The sequence below is a fragment of the Rossellomorea pakistanensis genome, assembly GCF_016908495.1.
GTDB lineage: Bacteria > Bacillota > Bacilli > Bacillales > Bacillaceae_B > Rossellomorea > Rossellomorea pakistanensis.
In genome coordinates, this window is record NZ_JAFBDZ010000002.1 from 276272 (window position 1) to 296502 (window position 20231).

Genomic DNA, 20231 nt, shown 5'->3' on the forward strand with positions numbered 1-20231 from the left:
TTTGAGCGTCGTTACATAAAAAATGAAACTAAACGTTCAAACGATATTGAAAACCAATTAAAAGAATGATGCCGAGTAAGAATTGTAACGGAAAACGGAAATCAACAAAAATAATTAGGATACAAAAGCTGGGTTCCTTTTCCCGAGGAACTAAAAGAAAAACTGTTAGATGTATACGGGTTGTACCTCTTCCATATAACTGGACTGAGCAGGATATTTATGAAGGGTCTAGAATGTTAATCTGTAGGGCTTTTTTTATCTATTGGTAATTGTATTGGCGTAGCCTGGTAAATTCCTTGGCATTCGCTGGTAAAAAACATGGCGAAGGTGGTAAAATCTATTGGCCGTAAATCAAAGTGCGCTCTAATTCAAGTAACAATGTACTTTTTTCAGCTTTCTTTTCGCTAGTTATATAGAGAAAAGTAGGATGAAGTGGACACCCTAAATTTAAATATTTAAAAATTTTTTTATATAGAATAGGATAGCTCAAAAACTATTTATTTAGGGTATTAAGGATGAAAGAGGATGGGAATGGTTAGGGTGATGTACTGGGGATCACGTTAAACAAACGTTTAATTAGCAATAGCCAATAGTCAAAAAAAGAACCCGAAAATTCCCGGGTTCTTTCCTATTATCTTCACAACACCATCTCATCCTCCACCAACTGCCTCTGCAATTCCCTCACATCAATACTAGAAGGACTAGCATTCGTTTCCAACGCAAGAGCTGCCGCCGTTCCAGCTGCTTGTCCAACCGCCATAGCACTAGGTGTTAAGCGCGTAGTCGCGAGTGCTTCGTGGGAGGTAGAGATGCAGCGTCCTGCTACCAATAGATTGGTGATTTTCTTTGGAACTAGTGTACGGTAGGGGATGTCGAACGAGCCGTCTCCCTCTACCCAAGCGATGTCCATTCCTTTTCCGCTTGGAGCGTGGATGTCAATGGGGTACCCGCTTTTGGCAATGACGTCTTCAAATGGTCTACCTGCGATGACATCTTCTTTTGATAAGATATACTCTCCTTGTATTCTTCTTGATTCACGAATCCCGATTTGAGCACCGGTACTGGAGATCGAAGCATTTTCGAAACCAGGGATCCAGTTTATTAAAAAGTCTGCCACCATTAATACTTGTTTTCTGCCTTCGTATTCGGCTTTGGTTAGATCCTCTATTTGTGTTCCATCTAAATCTTGAACCCTCGTCATATTGACCAGCACTTCATCTTTGGCAGGACCAGCGAAGAAGAGAACTTGGTCACGGTTGATGGGGAGGTTGGCCTCTTTCCATTCTTTATAGAACCCTTGTACTGCGGTTAATGGGAGATCCGGGAGCTCTTCGAAAGGAGTTTTTCTGAAGAAGTTGTCCGGATGTTGGATCATATGCTCTTTGATCTTCTCGAGATTGACTCCCCTCATTCGAAATTTCATTGTTAGTGGCTGGGTTTTTTGATCTTCATCACGGCCCTTTAAGGTTGGGGCACCTGATAGATAGGCAAGATCGGCATCCCCCGATGTATCGATGAACATGTCGGCATACACTTTTTGTCTGCCCGATTTCGATGTGATTTCTACGTATTGAATCGTGTTATCCTTCACTTCAAGATGATCGACAAAACTATGAGCTAATAAATTTACCCCTGCTTCCTGAAGCATTTCAACCGCTAGGACCTTATAAACCTCTGGATCATAAGGCGTTACGCTATACACAAATCCGCATGTATCTCGGAGATGTCCAGGAGATGCACCTCGTTCCTTTAATCGTTGAACAATTTCTTCTGCAATCCCTTTGATCACTTGCTTTCCGCTTTCTGTATGGAAGGTCATCCAAGGGTATACACTTGCAATCGTGGACATGCCCCCCAAGAAACCATGTCTTTCTACTAGTAGTACTTTCTTATTTTTACGGCCAGCGGCAATCGCTGCGTTGATGCCAGCAGGTCCTCCGCCTACCACTATAATGTCATATTGATTATCCAATGGTCTTTCCTCCTTATAAAGGATCTATATTCTGTCTTCATCGTAACGCAATAGTGGGAGGCAATCTATAAATCTTGGAAGGTTAGAACATGTTTCAGAATAAGCGCTTTCATAAAAACATGTTTCAAGAATGGAAGATGAACAGAATCGGTGTGGTATCATACTGAAAACGAATTCATTCACCGTTTTGAACAAAAGGGGGCGTGACAGATGAAAAAGAATGTACAAAGTTATTTTTCCAAACTGGGGAGATCTTTTTTAATGGCTGTAGCCGTTATGTCATTCTTTGTTTTGCTTTTGACATTAGGGGCAGTACTAAAAAATCCTCATTTTATTGAAGCTATTCCATTCTTGGGCAGCAGCTGGATTCAATTTATCGCTAATGCTTTAAGTGAATCTGGATTGGTCGTTATTCGATTTATGCCGATTGTCTTCGCTGTATCGATTGCGATTGGAATGTCGGAGAAGGGGAATAAGGAGCTGGCTGCTTTTTCTGCGGTGGTTGGTTACTTATTTATGATTACCTTCTCGAGCTTGGCCATTAATCATTTTGGAATGGCGATTCGTCCTGAGGTAGCGATTGGAGAAAATAATATGGTCAGTCTTTCTCAGACATTGGATATGAGAAAGGCAATGCAAACGTTCGTACTAGGGATTCAAACGATTGATACCGGGGTATTAGGCGGCGTGATTGTGGGAACCGTATCGGCTTGGGCGACGAAGAAATACCGAAATAAATCCCTGCCGATGATCTTTAGCTTTTATCAAGGGAAGCACTTTCCACCGATTGTCACCGGACTTATTTTTATGGTTGTAGGACTTGCTATTCCGTTCGTGTGGCCCTATATTGGCGGGGGAATTTATAGTGTGGCCGAACTCGTTACGGGCGCTGGGGTTGTCGGCTCATTCCTATTTGGTTTTATTGAAAGAATTTTGATTCCGACAGGGCTTCATCATGTTTGGTACTCGTTGGCCCATTTTACTCCAGTCGGCGGAACGAAAGAAATTTGTGGGGAAGTGTTCACAGGTACGAAAGCGATTACCACTTCTGCACTGGGGTGCGGGAATTTTTCAGGGGATCTTTCTGATATTACCCGCGTGTGGCTCGGTCAAGGGGCTACTCCTATTAAGGTCTTCGGAGTCCCTGGTGCCTTGATTGGGATTTACCTTGCTGCAAGGAACAAGCCGCGTGCCAAGGTCATCGCCATCTCAGCGGCAAGTGCTTCGATCTTTGCAGGTGTAACCGAGCCTTTTGAATTCTTATTTATGTTCTTGGCTCCAGGTCTGTTTGTCATCCATGCTGCGTTAACCGGTGTATCGTTCGCCATTCTTGATTTAGTGAACGCTTCTTATATAGGTGGAAATAACATTATTGAACTCATTTTTAACGGCGTCTTGCAAGGACATAAATCAACCTGGATTCCTGTCACCCTTGTCGGGATTGTGATGTTCTTCATTTACTTGTTTGTCTTTAAATGGTATATCGAAAAATTCAATATCATGACTCCTGGAAGAGAACCAGAGGAAGATGATTCAGAGGATGTTTTACAAGCAGAGGTGGCAGCTTCCAAACTTCTGAAACAGAAGACCGATAAAAACGAAGTCATCGAATTAGTCATCGCGTTTTTAGGAGGAAAGGACAATATTAAAGAATATACCAACTGTATTTCCAGGTTAAGAATCTATGTCCATGATTCGTCGCTTGTGAATAAAGAGGGGCTGAAAAAGGTTCCAGATGCTCTTGGAATGTCACAGCCGTCCGATGAAGAAATCCATCTTGTTTTTGGTATGAAAGTATCGGAATACAGAAATGTCATGGACCAACAGATGGGTGAATAAAAACAGCTAAAGAGGTGTTAAAACATGAAGACATTTAAAATCGCAATTGCAGGCGGCGGTTCAACATATACCCCTGGAATTGCCAAAGCGTTAATGCTGAAGCGTGAGGAATTTCCTGTTAGTGAAATCCGTCTTTACGATATTAATGAAGAACGACAGAACCAGGTGGCACTTATTACAGAAAAGGTCGTAAATGAATTTGATTCCAATGTGAAAATTGCGGCTACAACTGATCCTGAAAAAGCGTTTTCCGGAGCCGATTTCATTTTTGCCCAGCTTCGGGTTGGTGGAAACGTGATGAGGGAGAAGGATGAGAAGATTCCTTTTAGCCACGGGATTGTGGGACAAGAAACGTGCGGACCAGGCGGGATGGCGTACGGACTTCGTACCATTACCCCAATGATCGAGCTTTGTGATTTTGCCGAGCAATATGCACCAAGTGCCTGGATTATCAACTATTCAAATCCAGCAGCCATTGTCGCCGAAGCCCTTCGAAAAATGAGACCGAACGCACAGATTTTAAATATCTGTGACATGCCAATTGGAATGATGTTGCGAATGGCAGAAATTCTAGGCTGTGAAAAGGATGAAATTGAAGTCGATTACTTCGGCCTAAACCATTTTGGCTGGTTTACAGATGTCTATGTCAAAGGGGAAAGCCGGATGAAAGAGTTAAGGGAGTATATGAGTGAGCATGGGCTAGTCACTCCTGAACAATCGAAGGATTTACAACATTCTGACGCGGACTGGATTAAAGCCCATCGGAATGTAGCGAAAATGCTTCAGCTTTTCCCGCAATATCTACCAAGCTCTTATTTACAATATTACTTGATTCCACAAACCGTTGTGGATCAAACGGACCCGGCTTATACAAGAGCAAACCGTGTCATGGACAATCGAGAGAAAAATCTCTTTGATTCTATTAAACACTTAGAACAAACAGGAGAATTCATGGAAGGCTTTAATGTCGGAGTCCATGGTACGTTCATTGTCGATGTGGCGATGTCTTTAGCATTTGACCGTCGCGAGCGCTTCTTACTTATAGTTGAAAATAATGGAGCTATCCCGAATCTACCGGCAGATGCCATGGTAGAGATCCCAGCCTATGTTACGAGCAGGGGGCCAGAGCCTATCAGAATGGAATCTATCGAATTATTCTACAAGGGATTGATTGAACAACAGCTTGCCTCTGAAAAACTATTAGTTGAAGCAGCGTTGGAAGGATCTTATCAAAAGGCATTACAAGCCTTCTCGTTAAACAAAACATTCCCTTCTGCCGAAGTAGCGAAAACCGTATTAGATGAGCTAATCGAAGCGAATAAAGATTATTGGCCAGCATTGGCTTAAGGATTGGGATCCGGACATGATGTTCGGGTCTTTTTTCTTTATAGGGCTCAACTTTTTCGCTTCCTTCTTCTAGTTTATAATAGGAATATGAATAGAAAGGGTGTTAGCGGGGATGAAACGACTATTATTAAATAAAGTCTTAGGCACTGTAGGCGATTCCATCAATGATACCGAATATGCGGTACTGATGGATTTAATCGAACATATCGAAGAATTACAAAACTATAGTATTAGAGAAGCCGCAAAGAATAACTTCGTATCCACCTCTAGCATTTCAAGATTATGCGGAAAGTTAGGAATGAGCGGTTACAGTGAATTAAAGTTCCACTTAAAAAACCAATATGAATTTTTACTCGCCAATCAAGACAACGACTATTCCTCTATGAAACAAACCGCCCATCAACTAAAAGTTCTATTTCAGGAAAATTACAGTAAAACCATAGAGAGTCTGGATGAAAAAAGTTTGGATACATTCATAGGCTATTTAAAGGAATCCACTCATATGATGGTCTGCGGTTCAGGGATTTCTGAAATTATTGCCAATTACTTTACCCAACGATTTCAAATCATTGGGAAGGATGCATGGCTCGTAGATCTTAGCGCACCTGGGGGGATTTACATGAACCATCTCTCTAAAAGTGATTTAATGGTGGTCTTCTCAAGATCCGGGGAATCCTCCTATATCCTAAAAAAAGCAAAAATTGCGAAAAGACAAGAAATCAGAATTATCGCGATCACAAGTAGTAAAGAAAGTGCTCTTGGCGAGATTGCCGATGAGATCCTGCCTATTTACGGATCAAAGGAACCGCTGGACGTTTCGTTTAATATTACCACGTATAATTCAATTGCGATTATGTTTGTAGACCTTCTTCTTCAGCTTTATATGGAGGGGATGACGCATAGGTTGAAGGGTTGAGCTTTAAAAAGGATGACTCAAAGTTGCGAATTAGTTTCTTTGGGTCATTTTGTAAGAGGAGAAGATGAATAAATTTTAAACGCTTGGAGGTCTCTATGAACAAATCAACAAGTATTTTAGGCAAAACTTTAGAAACTTCATTATCTATTTATCAAAAGATTGGGCTTATTACCTTGGCTATTGGATTTTTTTCTACAGTATCTTATTTAACATCATATAATTTTTTATTCGGATATTACTTTGGAGGGGAGCTGAACAATTCCTTTTCCAACTTTGAGCTTTTCCGGAGGTTTGTTCCCTTTCATATTAATACACTAGCTTTTACTTGGTTAATGATCACCTTATCTACGTCAGTAATTATATATACAATAAAAGTTTGGCAAGAGAAAAGGGCTATAAATAAAATCATGGCAGCAGTATGTTTTGTTATTTTCCATGTAATCATTACACAATTCTTCTCTAAAGACATTTCTGCAGAAATCGTTTTTCAGTTTGGGATCATTTGGTTATTCCCGTTGTTTATTGCCATTATGAGTTATTTTATGGTTTATGGCAGTAGGGTAATATTTAAATCCTTGACTGGTGTATTATTCGCTTTTGTAATCCTAACAATTGGAATGATTTTAACTCCAAATAGTTCCCATTCAGAGGAATTAATAATAATTTTAACTTATCTTATGTTGTTTAGCTTCGGATCATTATTTTCTCGGATCCCTTATAAAAAGCATCTGAATTTTATTTTTGTCTTTCCTTATATAACTATAATTGAAATACTTCTTATCATTAGTGTAAACCCATTTCGTGAATATTTTAATGAACAAACCATTATCTATAAAACAATGGTTATATTCATCATCCCATTAATAGTTAGCTACTTCCTAGCATTATTTGTTGAAGATAAGTTTAAAGAAAAAATTACAAACTCCTCCTCAGAAAGGGGAGCAGTTTTTGAAGTAGTATATGATGTCGTGAATGGCATAAGACGTCCCAATACTCAGACTGGTATGCTAATGTTTGTTATATTGCTTCTGTTAGGGGCATTTGTGATGACACCAAGAGTATCGGTTGCAACAGCCAAAATGATTAGGATCTTTACACCAGCTAGTGAATATCAACATAATTCAATAATCGTAAAGGATATTGAAGGGAATAAAATGATTATAAATGGGAGAATTGTTGCCGAACACGATAATGTCATTTTTATTTCAAATGAAAAGTGGGAGTTAGAACAAATCAAAACAGATAAATATTTTGTTGAGAATGCTATTGACTAATAATTTTCTAGTTCTTCAAAGGGCTAACTCCAGTATTCTTTTTAAATGCAGTTCGTCCTTCAAATATAGATGAATTTAAAATATGATTGTCCGTTATGTAGGGGCTTGTGTTAGATGAAGTTGAAAAAGCAAATAAATGGTCCTAGAATGTGAATTAACTTTCGAGATAAATTCTAATGTTATCTCTCTGCGCACTACAAATTTTGTAATATTTTTCTTGCTTGGACATAAACCTAAGCAAACACTTTTGAATAGAACAATCAAAGTTACAAACACGCAAACAATTTCATGTTTAGTGGAAGAAAAAATTATATTAAATTATTAAAGAATTTTAAATAAAGGGAGATAACAGAGATGAATTTTAAGGAACTACAAAACGAATTAGAATCTTATTTAGAAAAAGATTGTCTAAACACGATAATCCTTACTACAAAGAATCCTTAGAGGTTTTTAAGTATCTAAGGATAAAAAGGGTACAGAACTAGTAGGCCTAGTGACAGGGTAGCTGTTCTAGTACGAAGGATATTCAAATTTACTAATGAATTTTTTATAAATAAATGTTGGTGTGAAATAAAGTTTTATCAAAAACACCTCACAAACCCGTATTTTATGGTAAATAAAGAGAATCCATTTTAAAAAAAGATTGATCAAAATGAATTCTACAGTTTTGAGTAAGATGGAATTTTTATAAAAAAGTTTGATCATTTTCTACTATGTTGTTTCGCAATCACCCTATTTCTGAATACTGGATAATGCAAGTATGAGTATTCCATGATTTTTATTGTTAATTGATCATTAAAGTAATAATGGATTTTTTATCTTTTGTCTTCAAATCTGTTTTAACTTACATTATAAAATAAATGGTAATATACAGAAAAAGCCACAAATTAAAAAATGTGGCCTTTTCTGTATATTTTACTCTATTCGAGATTAGCATGTTTACCATACATTTTATTAGAATCTAAGTTTTTTTTCTCCATAAAACGCAAGATTAAGGCATCATAAAATAACAACATCGTTTGCTCAAATAGAGATCCCATTGGTTGAATGGTCCTGTAATCACCTTCAGATTGATCTTTCGTGACTCCTGGTAATTTAACAATAATATCAGCTAACTCTCCAACGGTTGATTCAGGAGAAATGGTTATAGCTGCGACTGTACCTCCTAAGCTTTTAGCTTTTTCAGCAATGGCAACTAAGGTTTTGGTTTCTCCTGATCCTGAACCAATGATTAATAAATCGTCCTTTTCTAAATTAGCTGTTACTGTTTCCCCAACTACATAGGCATCAATCCCCATGTGCATCATTCGCATCACAAAAGATTTACCCATCAATCCAGATCTGCCTGCACCAGCCACAAAGATTTTCTTGGATTCTAAAATCTGGTTTATTAACTTCTCTGCATCTGAATCACGAATTAAGTGGACCGTTTGACTTAATTCTTGAACGACTTCGGCTAAATATTGAGTAGTCTTCATAGTTGAATTAACCTTGTTTAATTAATTTTTGCATTTCGCGTGCTGTAGCTTTTTTATCTTCTTTATTCGTAATTCCCCCACCTACGATAACTAAATCTGGGTGTTGTTTAATTACTTCAGGAAGTGTTTCTAATTTGATTCCACCTGCAATGGCAGTTTGCGTATTTTTAACAACGCTTTTGATGGTTGAAAGGTCTTCGAAAGAATTCTTTCCAACAGCTTGAAGATCGTAACCTGTGTGAACGCAGATATAATCAACACCAAGTTCATCTAGTTCTTTTGCACGGGTTTCAATATCCTTCACGGCGATCATATCAGCAAGGATTTGTTTACCTTGTTTTTTAGCTTCTTCTACTGCGCCTTTAATTGACTCGTCTTCTGCAGTGCCAAGAATCGTAATGATGTCAGCACCTGCAGCAGATGCTTGGCTTACTTCATATCCGGCTGCATCCATAATTTTTAAGTCTGCTAATACGGTTAAGTTAGGAAATGCAGCTTTTACTTCTTTCACTGCTTTAAGACCTTCATTTATCACCACAGGCGTACCAATTTCTACAACATCAATATGCTCTTCTACCTCTTTCACTAATTGAATAGCTCCCTGAATATCGACAAGATCTAATGCTAATTGTAATTTCATTTTTATTCGCTCCTTATAATTTTATATTGTGCTAAGAGGCTTTGAAAAGCTATTTACTTGCTAGCACGTTCCTTAGTATACTGAGTATGTTATTGAATTAAAAGTACGCACTTTTACCGCATATAGTGCAAAAAAATATACTATTGGGTAAAATAAGGGGGAGGTGAATTAAGTGCCAAATTTAGGGGAGAAAACATTTAACTGTGAAAAAGAATTGACACTTTCAGTAATTGGCGGTAAATGGAAAATGTTAATATTATGGCATCTAGGCAAAGAAGGAACTAAACGATTTGGTGAATTAAAATCCCTTATGCCGGGTATTACCCAAAGAATGCTTGTTAATCAATTACGCGAACTTGAAGATCATTTAATAGTACATCGAGAAGTTTATCCTGTAGTTCCACCTAAAGTTGAATATTCATTGACTGAGTATGGAAAAAGTCTTATACCGATTTTAGATGCTATGTATGAATGGGGCAAAGATTATATTGAGAATGTATTGGAAAAGGAAACTGAAGATAAATCAGCCACTTAGTAGAAAAAAGTTTCTTTTCATGCTTTAAGACAATATTAACTTACCACGGTTAGCCATTATTAACCGTGTTTTTTTACTGTGTATTTAAAGAGCAGAAATTACACTATCTTATAGAAATAGTATTAAAAAGCCTTGAACAGTGATGTTTATATACTCGCTGTTCAAGGCTTTTTGACTTTAATATTTATAGTATTAATTTTCACACTATCTTACTTCAATATAACTATATGCAAATAAAGTGCGTACTTTTAAAGATGAAATATACGTAATATACTGTTTTGGCAAAGCAATATGACTCTAAGAAAGCAAGCTTCTTGTATGAAAGGAGAGGTTCTAATGAAAAGTCACAAAGGGAAAATACAGTGGCTTTGTGAAAGGTGTTTAACTTTTACCCACAATAATAAACAATGTCCAACATGTGGATATACCATAAATGAAAAGTCGTTAATATACACAAAAAAATCAAAGGAGTAATTCTAAATGGATTCTATGACGTTTGTATTATTTGGGGCGACAGGGGATTTAGCTAAAAGAAAAATCTATCCTGCCTTGTTTAATTTATATCTGAATCAAAAATTACCAAAGTCTTTTTCAGTTATTGGTGTAGGAAGAGGCGAAAGTTCTGATGATGAATTTCAATCAAGGGTAATCGATTCCTTGCATACATTTTCTAGACATTTGCTGAATGATAAATCCAAAAAAGAAGAATTCGTCAAGGCATTTCGTTACTGCCAGTTAGATGTTACTGATACTGCAGGCTATAAGAAGCTGCTAGAACTCGTTCAACAAAATGAAAAAGAAAAGAACATGGCAGAGAATCGAATGTTCTATTTATCAGTCACTCCTGAATTTTTTGACGTCATCGCCATGAACATTAAGGATAGTGGATTGGGCTCAACGAATGGATGGAAACGATTGATTATCGAGAAACCCTTTGGGCATGATCTAAAATCTGCCCAAGAATTAAACGAAAAGCTAAGCAAAGCTTTTGAAGAAGACGAAATTTATCGTATCGATCATTATCTAGGAAAACCAATGGTTCAGAACCTTGAAGCCTTGACCTTTGCTAACCCTGTACTGCAATCATTGTGGAACAATCGATTTATTGCCAATGTCCAAATTACGGCAAATGAAATCGTTGGGGTGGAAGAAAGAGCTGGTTATTATGACAAAGCAGGAGCCATTCGCGATATGGTTCAAAATCACATGCTGCAGTTATTAATGATGACAGCCATGCATGTACCAAAACGAATTAGTGAAAATGAGATTCGTAATGAGAAAAGAAAAGTAATGGAATCTTTACGTCCATTACAAAGGGATACTGTAGGTGTTCATGTTGTTCGTGGCCAATATGAGCACGGAGAAATAAGCGGAGAACCTGTAGTGGCATATGGGGAAGAGCCCGGAGTGGAGGCTTCTTCACAAAATGATACATTTGTTGCGGCTCGTCTATGGATTGATAATTCCTTCTGGGATGGGGTTCCATTTTATATTCGCACGGGAAAAAGAATGGCAGAAAAAGCAACAAAGATTGTCATTGAATTTAAAAACCCGTTAAAAGATTTGTATAATTCCGAAATGGAACAGGTTGAACCTAATCTATTAACAATAAATATCAATCCAAATGAAGGTGTATCGCTACAGTTAAATAGCAAAAATCCAATAAACGGAGAAATGGAACCTATCACAGTAGACTTTTCTGCGAGTAAACAAGACGTACCCGAAGCGTATGAACTATTGTTATTTGATGCTCTCGTTGGGGATTCAACATTTTTTACTCATTGGAATGAAGTAGAACTATCTTGGAATTGGGTAGAACCTATTTTAGAGGCATTTAAAGAAAATAGAGTTCCCCTTCACTCCTATTCATCTGGATCAATGGGACCAGAGGCTGCTCATCAATTATTAATAGAAGATGGATATAAGTGGTGGTAAAGTTACTAAAAATGTAATGCAAATCAGAAAACAATTTAAATAAATGTATATTTTTAGGAGGGTCACTATGAAGGTTGGATTAATTGGATTAGGAAAAATGGGATTAAATTTAGGAAAAAATTTAATCGACCATAAACACGAGGTAGTCGCATTTGATTTAAATATAAGTGCGGTGGAAGAAATGAAAAAATATGGAGCCAATGGAGTATCTAAACTAAAAGATCTCATTCAAGCATTAGAAAAACCACGAGTTCTTTGGATTATGGTCCCACACTCCGTTGTTGATTCAGTTATTCGTGAGATTACACCATTTCTAAGTGAGGGAGATATCGTGATTGAAGCTGGTAATTCTCACTATAAGGAATCCATTCGTCGATACAACGAGCTAAAGGAAGTAGGCGTAAGCTTTATGGATGCCGGTACGTCTGGTGGGATGGAAGGTGCTCGCAATGGAGCTTGTTATATGATTGGAGGAGATCCTGAAGCTTGGAACATAGTCGAGCCAATTTTTAGTGATACAGCTGTAGAAAATGGGTTTTTATATGCTGGGAAATCAGGTAGTGGCCACTTCTTAAAAATGGTCCACAATGGAATTGAATACGGAATGATGGCTGCTATTGGGGAAGGCTTCGAAGTATTAGAAAAAAGCGATTTCGATTTTGACTATGAGAAGGTAGCAAGCGTTTGGAATCATGGTTCCGTTATTCGTTCTTGGCTTATGGAGTTAACAGAGAATGCATTTTCCAAAGATGCTAAATTGGATGGGATTAAAGGGATTATGCACTCATCTGGAGAAGGGAAATGGACGGTTGAAACGGCTTTGGATCTACAAGCTGCCACACCTGTGATCGCCATGTCATTATTAATGCGCTATCGCTCCTTAGACAAGGATACGTTTACAGGTAAAGTAGTGGCTGCTTTGCGAAATGAATTTGGCGGACATGCTGTGGAAAAAAATTGATTTGGATAGAACAACCCAAAATAGCTATGAGGAGGAAATGTAAGGATGACTATTTCGTTTGATTACACCAATGCTTTACCATTTATGAAAAAGAGTGAAGTAGAAGGATTAAGTGAATTTGTAAAAGTGGCTCATGGAATGCTTCATGAAAAGAAAGGTTTGGGTTCTGATTTTCTTGGATGGGTTGATTTACCATTAACCTATGATAAAGAAGAGTTTTCACGTATTAAACAGGCTGCAAAAAGAATACAAAATCAATCAGATGCCTTGATTGTTATTGGCATAGGAGGTTCTTATTTAGGCGCAAGATCGGCAATTGAAGCTTTGTCTCATGGTTTTCATAATCAAATAAACGGTAAGACACAAGTTTATTTTGCTGGGAACAATATCAGTTCCACTTATCTCACGCATTTATTGGAGCTATTAGAAGGAAAAGATATTTCGGTGAATGTGATTTCTAAATCAGGAACAACAACAGAGCCTGCCTTAGCCTTCCGTATCTTTCGTGACTATCTAGAACAAAAGTATGGAAAGGAAGAAGCAAGAACACGTATTTTTGCCATTACTGATCAGGAAAAAGGTGCATTAAAAAAACTTGCTGACGCAGAAGGATATGAAACATTTGTTATTCCAGATGATGTAGGTGGAAGGTATTCTATGCTAACAGCTGTAGGTCTCTTACCCATTGCTGTAGCAGGGCTAGACATTGATCAAATGATGGCAGGAGCTGCATCTGCTGCGCGTAAGTACAATAATCCTGAATTAATAACAAATGAATGCTACCAATATGCTGCCGTACGAAATGCACTCTACAATAAGGGAAAAGTGATTGAATTACTGGTTAATTATGAGCCGTCTCTTCATTTTGTATCCGAATGGTGGAAACAGCTGTTTGGGGAAAGTGAAGGAAAGGATCAAAAGGGGCTTTTTCCTGCCTCCGTTGATTTTTCAACAGATCTCCATTCAATGGGACAATATGTGCAAGAAGGTAGACGAAACCTTATAGAGACTGTTTTACAAATTAAGAAACCTAAAATTAAACTAACTATTCAGGAAGATCTAAACAACCTCGATGGATTAAACTTCCTAGCAGGAAAAACAATGGATGAAGTTAACAAAAGTGCATTTCAGGGTACACTTTTGGCTCATGTTGATGGGGAAGTACCTAATCTAGTAATTGAACTGGATGAAATGAATGAATACACATATGGTGAATTAGTTTATTTTTTTGAAAAAGCTTGTGGAATTAGTGGCTATTTATTAGGAGTTAATCCATTTGACCAGCCGGGAGTGGAAGCATATAAAAAGAATATGTTTGCTTTACTTGGCAAACCCGGTTATGAATTAGAGAAAAAGGCCATTATGGAACGCCTTTCTTTATCTAACAAATAGATAATACTATAGTATACTTTTATACACTATGTAAAATTATTGTTAGTATATAAAAACATAGTGCGTACTATTTAAAAAAGCAATACGATGTATAATCACATTTGTAAGCAAGAGGAACTTTAAGGGTCAATAGAAAAACTCTATATTAATACAGAGTTTTATCAAACTTTATTTCAAATCAACAATAGTTAAAAATGAAGCCGATCCCTTTAGGGGAATCGGCTCTCTTTTGTATGAAGAATATATTCAAAAAACTTTTTGGTCAAGTGCTTTGAAACTATCGACAACTTTTTATTCAAGTGTCATTCTTCTTGACTAGTTTATAGTCTCATTTCAATATTCCTCGAATCTGTTTTGTTTAAATGAAACGAGTATTTGATAAAAACGAGAGCAAGAATAACAAATAAACTACCGATCCAACTCAAATATAAAATGTTAGTATACTGTATAATGATACCTCCTAAAGCAGAACCTAGCATCATCCCAATGTTCATTAATGCTGTATTAAAACTTAGTACAGTTTCAGATGATTGTGGTTTTAGTGAAATCAAATAAAATTGCTTTGCAGGTGTTGTTGTCCAAGTCGCTGCACCCCAAACTGTCAACGTTATAAATACACCTAGTGTCGAATGCTGTGTAAATGTTAATACAAGTAATGCAACTGCATGAACGAATAAACTAATTGATATCGTTCGATTTGGTCCCCACTTGTCTACAGCGTATCCACCAAAACGTGAGCCAATAAAAGCAAAAGTGCCTAAAACAAATAAGGCTAGACTAGTCATCTCTATTGAAAAACCTGCAGAATTACTTAACAATGGAGAAATATAAGCAAACACCATGGTATAACCTAATATCCAGAAGATAGTAGTTGTTAATCCGGTGATTACCCGTTTATCCTTTATAATTTGTATCTGTTGTTTAAATGGTACGGGCTCATTACCCTTTATACTAGGTAATAATTTGTAAAGTAAAAGTAAAAGAAGTACTGTAACGAAAGCAATGATAAGAAAAATGTAACGCCAATTCAGATAAGCAGCTAAAAATGTCCCTATAGGTACACCAAGTACTAATGAAACGGTAAAGCCAGTGATAACCGTTGCCATGGCACTACCACGTTTTTCTTCTGTAGCAATTTGAGCAGCATAGTTTGTTGCAACGACAATGTAAAGCCCACCACTCATTGCCATAATGATTCTTGACAACATTAGCAGAATATAATCATAACTAAAAAATGCTACAAGATTACCTAAAATAAATGTAAAAATAGCATATAATAATACTTTTTTGCGCTTAAATTTCGCTGTTAACAGAACTAGGGCTAATGCTCCAACTGCATAAGATAATGAATAGACGGTTATCAGCTGTCCTGTTAACGAGATAGAAACATCTAAATCGTAAGAAATAATTTCTAAAATTCCAGAAACAACAAACTCTGCTGTCCCTGTAACAAACGCTCCTAAAGCTAATAGAATAATAGTTAATTGGTTTCTGTTCTTTTCCAACTTGTAAATCTCCTTTACTATTTAATGAGTTGATCTCATTTTAAATTGCATGTTAACATAAGTAAAATTGATGTTTTTAATAAAGGAGATGAGTAAATACTCATGAGCGTTGTTCGTTTTGAAATTATATCTAAAGTAATGGAGTTAAGAAGTTTTACAAAAGCTGCCGAAAAATTAAATATGACTCAATCAGCAGTTAGTCATGCCATTTCCAGTTTAGAAACAGAATGGGGCGTTTCATTAATAATTCGTGACCGCAGAAAAGGTATAGCACTTACAGAAATAGGGCAAAAAATCCTTCCACATATAAGAGAAGTGTTGAAAAGAATTGAAACAATTAACCAAGAAATTGCGTTAGCAACGAACTTAGAAACGGGGATCATTCGTATTGGTACTTTTGCGAGCGCTTCTTCCTGCTTATTACCTAAATTGCTTGCAAAATTTCAGAAAAAACATCCTAAAATAGAATTTAAGTTTTATGAAGGGACATATGAAGAGATTACGGAATGGTTACAATCTGGAATTATAGACATTGGGTTTGTTGTAAAAGGGAAGTCAAACCCTGGTATTGATCTAGTTCCTCTCTTGAAAGACAAAATGGTAGTAGCTTTTCATCCCGAGCACAAATTCCTTCACAAAGAAACGATAGATATGCACGACTTAGAGAAAGAACCTTTCATTATGCCAACTGGAATGTACCAATCACATGTAGAGGAGTTATTTGAAGAAGCACAAATCAAACCGCCTATCCGTTTTGAAGTACACGATTGCACTACCATTGCTAATATGGTACAAGAAGGGCTTGGCGTTACCGTCGGTCCAGAGTTGTTTTTGAAAACTCAACAAAACATCAAGATAGGAAAACTTAATTTAACAAATTACCGTGATGTTGGACTAGCTTGTTCTGCAATTTCTGAAGCATCTCCGGCTGTAAAAGAGTTTCTCATGGTTGCTAAAAATGTTTTTATTGAGTCCAATAATACTATAGACTCTCAAACTTTATTTAATTAATTGTTGCAACATTCCCTCCCTGTTAAAGTTTTTGAAAAATTTGGGGAAGCTCTCTCAATTCATCCAAAATTAACGTTAGTTGTTAAAGAGATAGCCTTCCCAAACAAGTTTTTAAATACAAATCCAAAAAAGTCTTATGCTATTTTATTCATTCTTACTTCATTAAATTATCGTCAATCTACTTTAACAATCCTATCATTTCTTTTACGACTGTTCTGTCAAACTCTTCTGTTCTATCTTCTTCATGAGTACCTTTATTTAAATAATTCCATTCAATAGGATTTTTGTTCTCCATGCCCAATAAAACTTTCAACGATGAAGCTACATTTTCAAATTCATCTATTGAATTTTTATCAATGAATTTTCTTAATACCTGAGTGATTGACATTAATTCCGGTGGTTTCCCTGGAGAGCGCATAGTATAATTTATTATTTAAATTGCGTTATTTTATTCTTTATTTTGCGTGAATATCAATAAAGGATTATACATATTAACATGACTAATATGTATAATCCTTTTATATTTATTCCACAAACGCGCCCGATTGCTGAACTTTTGGTGTTTTTCCAGGTGACCCCTCAACCCTCGAATTGTTTCTTAACCCCTCTTTACATTTTTTTCTATCTATCATGCCGTTTTTGGACTTATCTCAGACCTACCCACCATAAGGACACCAGTGGAAACCTCTAAGGTACTACACAACTGCGCAAGAGACATACTGGCCACCTGCTGGCTTAACCATACACATAAAGCAACTAATTCTTGCGCACGAAACTTACTATCACGTTGAACAAAGTTGGTTTCTCTAGCCAACTGTTTAAGAATATCAGAAGACAAGGAATCATGTAATGATTGGGCAAAAAGGTCAAGTTCATTTGAAATAGAAGCAGCCATTATACCCCCCATCCTTTCACTTATTTAGGAAAAGAATAGCGCTTTTTGTCGTTATGGGGGTAGTAAAATAACTTAGCTTGATGGCGATGTGGTGGGACCCCTAAATGGATAAATCATTACCCATCCCAAATACATCCTTGGAAAAATCTAATACATTCTTGTTCTTAATCTAATTGAAAACGAGAAAATATTTTCCACACTAATTCGTTACGATTTGAAACATTTACTTTTTGAAATATAACCTTCAAATGATCCTGCACAGTGTAATTAGAGATTGCTAAATTTTGAGCAATCTCCTTTGTAGGAATACCTTTTATAACTTCAAATACTACTTCTTTCTCTCTCGCTGTAAGATGATATGCTGTCATTAGAAAAGACAACATCTCTTTCGATGACGCTTCGTTTAAAGAAATTGCAATTTGTTGTTTTTGCTCGTTTGTTTTCATAAAGGAAGCTCTTATTGCAATATAGCCTGTTTCTTTAATCGGCACTAGCAAGGAGGCCTGTGCTTTCCACTTATTTGCTAATAATTTTGCATAAACGGCCTGTATGGGCTTTGGTATATAAGGTTCAGATAATTGCTCATGTATTCTTAAAATTGAAAGCAATTTTAATGCCTTATCATTCATCGAAATGGGCTTTAAATGCTGATCAAAAATAATAATACCTTGTTCACCCTCTCTTACAGGTAGTCGCTCTTCGATAATAAAATGATGGTATGCTTTTAGTGCCTCTCCTATTAACGGAATTAGCAATTTCACTTGTTCTAGCTCTGCATCCTGGAAGTAAGGATCGCCATTCGTCTCTTTTTTGAATAATGTTAAAAATCCATAGCATTGTCCTTGAAACATTAAAGCTGCCCTTATTTCATCCGTAAATCCATTTGGTTGAAGCACCTCTTCATAACGTACACTTTTAGACATCAGCTGCCCAATTGTATCACTCAGTCTGCCAATCTGTTGTCCACTTTGAACTAAGTATTCGTATTTATTGACATCTGGCTCACTATACTCTAGTTCCATAATTTTATGATGAATATCCTCTAATGAATCCTCCGTGACAGCTCCTACTGAACAATGCGTACAAGTATCAATTACTGTGCAACAATACGCATGAAAGCTTATGTGCTGCTGAAGTTCTTTAATCATATGCTCTCTATATCTAAATGAGTTTTTACTTTCCCTCAAAACTTGCTCTGACTTTCTACGCCAATACTGTATATTCTTCATCTCTTTAATACCTCCCCCCACATTTATGGGATAGTAAAGCTTAAATATATTTTTATAATTGAGAATAGTTCTTAATTATATTTTACAACAAGGAGGTACATTCGTTTGAAAAAATTTTACCCTTTTTTTTTACTTTTCATCATCACTGTACTAGGTGGTTGTGTAGAGGAGGACTCATCGCAAGATGTTGACCTTGTCAAAGAAGAAACTTCTACTACCTTCACGGCGACGATTAGCTCACCAAAATCGCCTGCTATTTTCCCGATTATTTTAGTAGCGCATGAACAGGAGGGCGCAGAGCTTATCAAATGGGAAACGTCTGATACACTTTTAACGCAAATTCAAAATGAAGAAGCACAGTTTTTCATTCTTCCTCTTAATATTGGCGCTAATCTGTATGCCAAAGGTATGCCTATTCAGCTTCTTCAAGTTAATACATGGGGCTCAATGTTTTTAGTTTCTACAAATGGTACGATTCATGACTTACAAGATCTTGCAGGAAAAACTATTTTTGTACCAAGCCAGGGAGGACCTCCTGATATTTTAACTAATTATTATCTTAATCAGGACAATATCAAAAATGTAACATTATCATTTGTCAATCTATCTGAAATTGGACAGCAAATTGCATCGGGGACTATCGAAAATGTCGTTTTACCAGAGCCGATGTTAAGCATTTTACAAGCAAATGTCCCGTTGGAATTACATACAGTGCTCGATTTCAATGAGGCATGGGAGGAACATTTTGATCAATCATTACCACAGGCTGGCGTTTTTGTAAAACAGGAATGGGCAGCAAATCATAAGCAAAGTATTGAACAATTCCAAAGCTTATCTGAGGACGCCATTACAAATCTACAGCAAAATAATGAAGCTGCGATTCCTCTAATAAGCAAATACTTTGATAGCACGGAGCAAATTATAAATAACGCACTAGCCAATAGCTCTCTACACTTCCATACAGCACAGCAGTCAAAGGAAGAAATAGAGGCATATTTTAATCTTTTAATCGATGTTGCACCTGAATCCATAGGTGGTGTTTTACCAGATGAAAACTTCTATTACACTCAATAGTACATTGCAAGGACTGGCTAGCTTACTACTGATTATATTCTTTTGGATGCTACTTGCTATCCAGTATTCAGATATTATTTTACCGAGCCCGCTTAAAATTATAGCAGTACTGAAGGAGCTTGTGATAACACCTCTATTTTGGTCCGCATTTTTTATGACGATGCTATCATTTATCAATGGCTTATTACTATCCTTATTTATAGGTAGTAGTTTAGGGATCTAACAGGA

Annotated in this window: 17 protein-coding genes and 1 pseudogene; 11 read left to right on the forward strand and 7 right to left on the reverse strand. The window is 36.7% G+C overall.

Annotated elements, in window-relative coordinates:
- Nucleotides 1-637: 637 nt before the first annotated feature.
- Nucleotides 638-1972 carry an FAD-dependent oxidoreductase gene (locus JOC86_RS09140; protein ID WP_205171028.1) on the reverse strand — a complete coding sequence of 445 codons (1335 nt, stop codon included), beginning with the start codon at nucleotides 1970-1972 and terminating at the stop codon, nucleotides 638-640.
- Nucleotides 1973-2182: 210 nt separating this feature from the next.
- Between JOC86_RS09140 and JOC86_RS09145 the strand changes: the two genes are divergently transcribed.
- From JOC86_RS09145 to JOC86_RS09160, 4 genes are all read left to right on the forward strand, one after another.
- Complete coding sequence (locus JOC86_RS09145; RefSeq protein WP_205171031.1) at nucleotides 2183-3811, forward strand: PTS transporter subunit EIIC; 1629 nt, start codon at nucleotides 2183-2185, stop codon at nucleotides 3809-3811.
- A gap of 24 nt (nucleotides 3812-3835) precedes the next feature.
- Nucleotides 3836-5158 carry a 6-phospho-alpha-glucosidase gene (locus JOC86_RS09150; RefSeq protein ID WP_205171033.1) on the forward strand — a complete coding sequence of 441 codons (1323 nt, stop codon included), beginning with the start codon at nucleotides 3836-3838 and terminating at the stop codon, nucleotides 5156-5158.
- A gap of 112 nt (nucleotides 5159-5270) precedes the next feature.
- Nucleotides 5271-6074: a MurR/RpiR family transcriptional regulator gene (locus tag JOC86_RS09155; RefSeq protein WP_205171035.1), complete on the forward strand. Its 804-nt coding sequence runs from the start codon at nucleotides 5271-5273 to the stop codon at nucleotides 6072-6074.
- A 95-nt stretch (nucleotides 6075-6169) separates the two neighbouring features.
- A complete protein-coding gene (locus tag JOC86_RS09160) occupies nucleotides 6170-7348 on the forward strand; it encodes a hypothetical protein (RefSeq protein WP_205171037.1) in 1179 nt (392 codons plus the stop codon).
- 920 nt (nucleotides 7349-8268) lie between these two features.
- Here JOC86_RS09160 and hxlB read toward each other — a convergent pair.
- Together hxlB and hxlA are read right to left on the reverse strand one after the other, a co-directional pair.
- Entirely contained in the window at nucleotides 8269-8826 is a 558-nt protein-coding gene (gene hxlB / locus JOC86_RS09165) for a 6-phospho-3-hexuloisomerase (protein ID WP_205171039.1), read from the reverse strand.
- A 7-nt stretch (nucleotides 8827-8833) separates the two neighbouring features.
- Nucleotides 8834-9466, reverse strand: coding sequence for a 3-hexulose-6-phosphate synthase (hxlA, locus tag JOC86_RS09170; protein WP_205171066.1), 633 nt, complete (start codon nucleotides 9464-9466; stop codon nucleotides 8834-8836).
- A gap of 172 nt (nucleotides 9467-9638) precedes the next feature.
- Between hxlA and JOC86_RS09175 the strand changes: the two genes are divergently transcribed.
- The 4 genes from JOC86_RS09175 to JOC86_RS09190 all read left to right on the forward strand — a co-directional run bounded on the left by JOC86_RS09175 (nucleotide 9639) and on the right by JOC86_RS09190 (nucleotide 14289).
- Complete coding sequence (locus tag JOC86_RS09175; protein WP_205171069.1) at nucleotides 9639-10001, forward strand: winged helix-turn-helix transcriptional regulator; 363 nt, start codon at nucleotides 9639-9641, stop codon at nucleotides 9999-10001.
- A 480-nt stretch (nucleotides 10002-10481) separates the two neighbouring features.
- Nucleotides 10482-11936, forward strand: a complete 1455-nt coding sequence (zwf, locus tag JOC86_RS09180) for a glucose-6-phosphate dehydrogenase (protein WP_205171072.1) — start codon at nucleotides 10482-10484, stop codon at nucleotides 11934-11936.
- A gap of 67 nt (nucleotides 11937-12003) precedes the next feature.
- Nucleotides 12004-12897 (forward strand): phosphogluconate dehydrogenase (NAD(+)-dependent, decarboxylating), encoded by an 894-nt coding sequence (gene gnd / locus JOC86_RS09185; RefSeq protein ID WP_205171075.1) that lies wholly within the window; start codon nucleotides 12004-12006, stop codon nucleotides 12895-12897.
- Between the two features lie 45 nt (nucleotides 12898-12942).
- Nucleotides 12943-14289 carry a glucose-6-phosphate isomerase gene (locus JOC86_RS09190; protein ID WP_205171078.1) on the forward strand — a complete coding sequence of 449 codons (1347 nt, stop codon included), beginning with the start codon at nucleotides 12943-12945 and terminating at the stop codon, nucleotides 14287-14289.
- A gap of 320 nt (nucleotides 14290-14609) precedes the next feature.
- Here JOC86_RS09190 and JOC86_RS09195 read toward each other — a convergent pair whose 3' ends face one another.
- On the reverse strand, nucleotides 14610-15803 hold the full coding sequence (locus JOC86_RS09195; RefSeq protein ID WP_205173461.1) for an MFS transporter: 1194 nt from the start codon (nucleotides 15801-15803) through the stop codon (nucleotides 14610-14612).
- A 93-nt stretch (nucleotides 15804-15896) separates the two neighbouring features.
- Here JOC86_RS09195 and JOC86_RS09200 point away from each other — a divergent pair, with 93 nt between their 5' ends.
- The gene (locus tag JOC86_RS09200) at nucleotides 15897-16805 is read left to right on the forward strand and encodes a LysR family transcriptional regulator (RefSeq protein WP_205171080.1); all 909 of its coding nucleotides are present in this window, start codon (nucleotides 15897-15899) and stop codon (nucleotides 16803-16805) included.
- A 178-nt stretch (nucleotides 16806-16983) separates the two neighbouring features.
- Here the strand turns inward: JOC86_RS09200 and JOC86_RS09205 are convergent, their stop codons facing one another.
- From JOC86_RS09205 to JOC86_RS09215, 3 genes and pseudogenes are all read right to left on the reverse strand, one after another.
- Complete coding sequence (locus tag JOC86_RS09205) at nucleotides 16984-17193, reverse strand: hypothetical protein (protein WP_205171081.1); 210 nt, start codon at nucleotides 17191-17193, stop codon at nucleotides 16984-16986.
- Nucleotides 17194-17469: 276 nt separating this feature from the next.
- Nucleotides 17470-17700, reverse strand: a pseudogene (locus tag JOC86_RS09210) (IS4 family transposase); the annotation flags it as partial.
- A gap of 164 nt (nucleotides 17701-17864) precedes the next feature.
- Complete coding sequence (locus tag JOC86_RS09215) at nucleotides 17865-18929, reverse strand: helix-turn-helix transcriptional regulator (protein ID WP_205171087.1); 1065 nt, start codon at nucleotides 18927-18929, stop codon at nucleotides 17865-17867.
- Nucleotides 18930-19034: 105 nt separating this feature from the next.
- Between JOC86_RS09215 and JOC86_RS09220 the strand changes: the two genes are divergently transcribed.
- Both JOC86_RS09220 and JOC86_RS09225 read left to right on the forward strand, forming a co-directional pair.
- A complete protein-coding gene (locus tag JOC86_RS09220; protein WP_205171090.1) occupies nucleotides 19035-20003 on the forward strand; it encodes an ABC transporter substrate-binding protein in 969 nt (322 codons plus the stop codon).
- On the forward strand, nucleotides 19978-20226 hold the full coding sequence (locus JOC86_RS09225) for a hypothetical protein (RefSeq protein ID WP_205171092.1): 249 nt from the start codon (nucleotides 19978-19980) through the stop codon (nucleotides 20224-20226). The genes JOC86_RS09220 and JOC86_RS09225 overlap by 26 nt, the downstream gene beginning before the upstream one ends.
- Nucleotides 20227-20231: the final 5 nt, after the last annotated feature.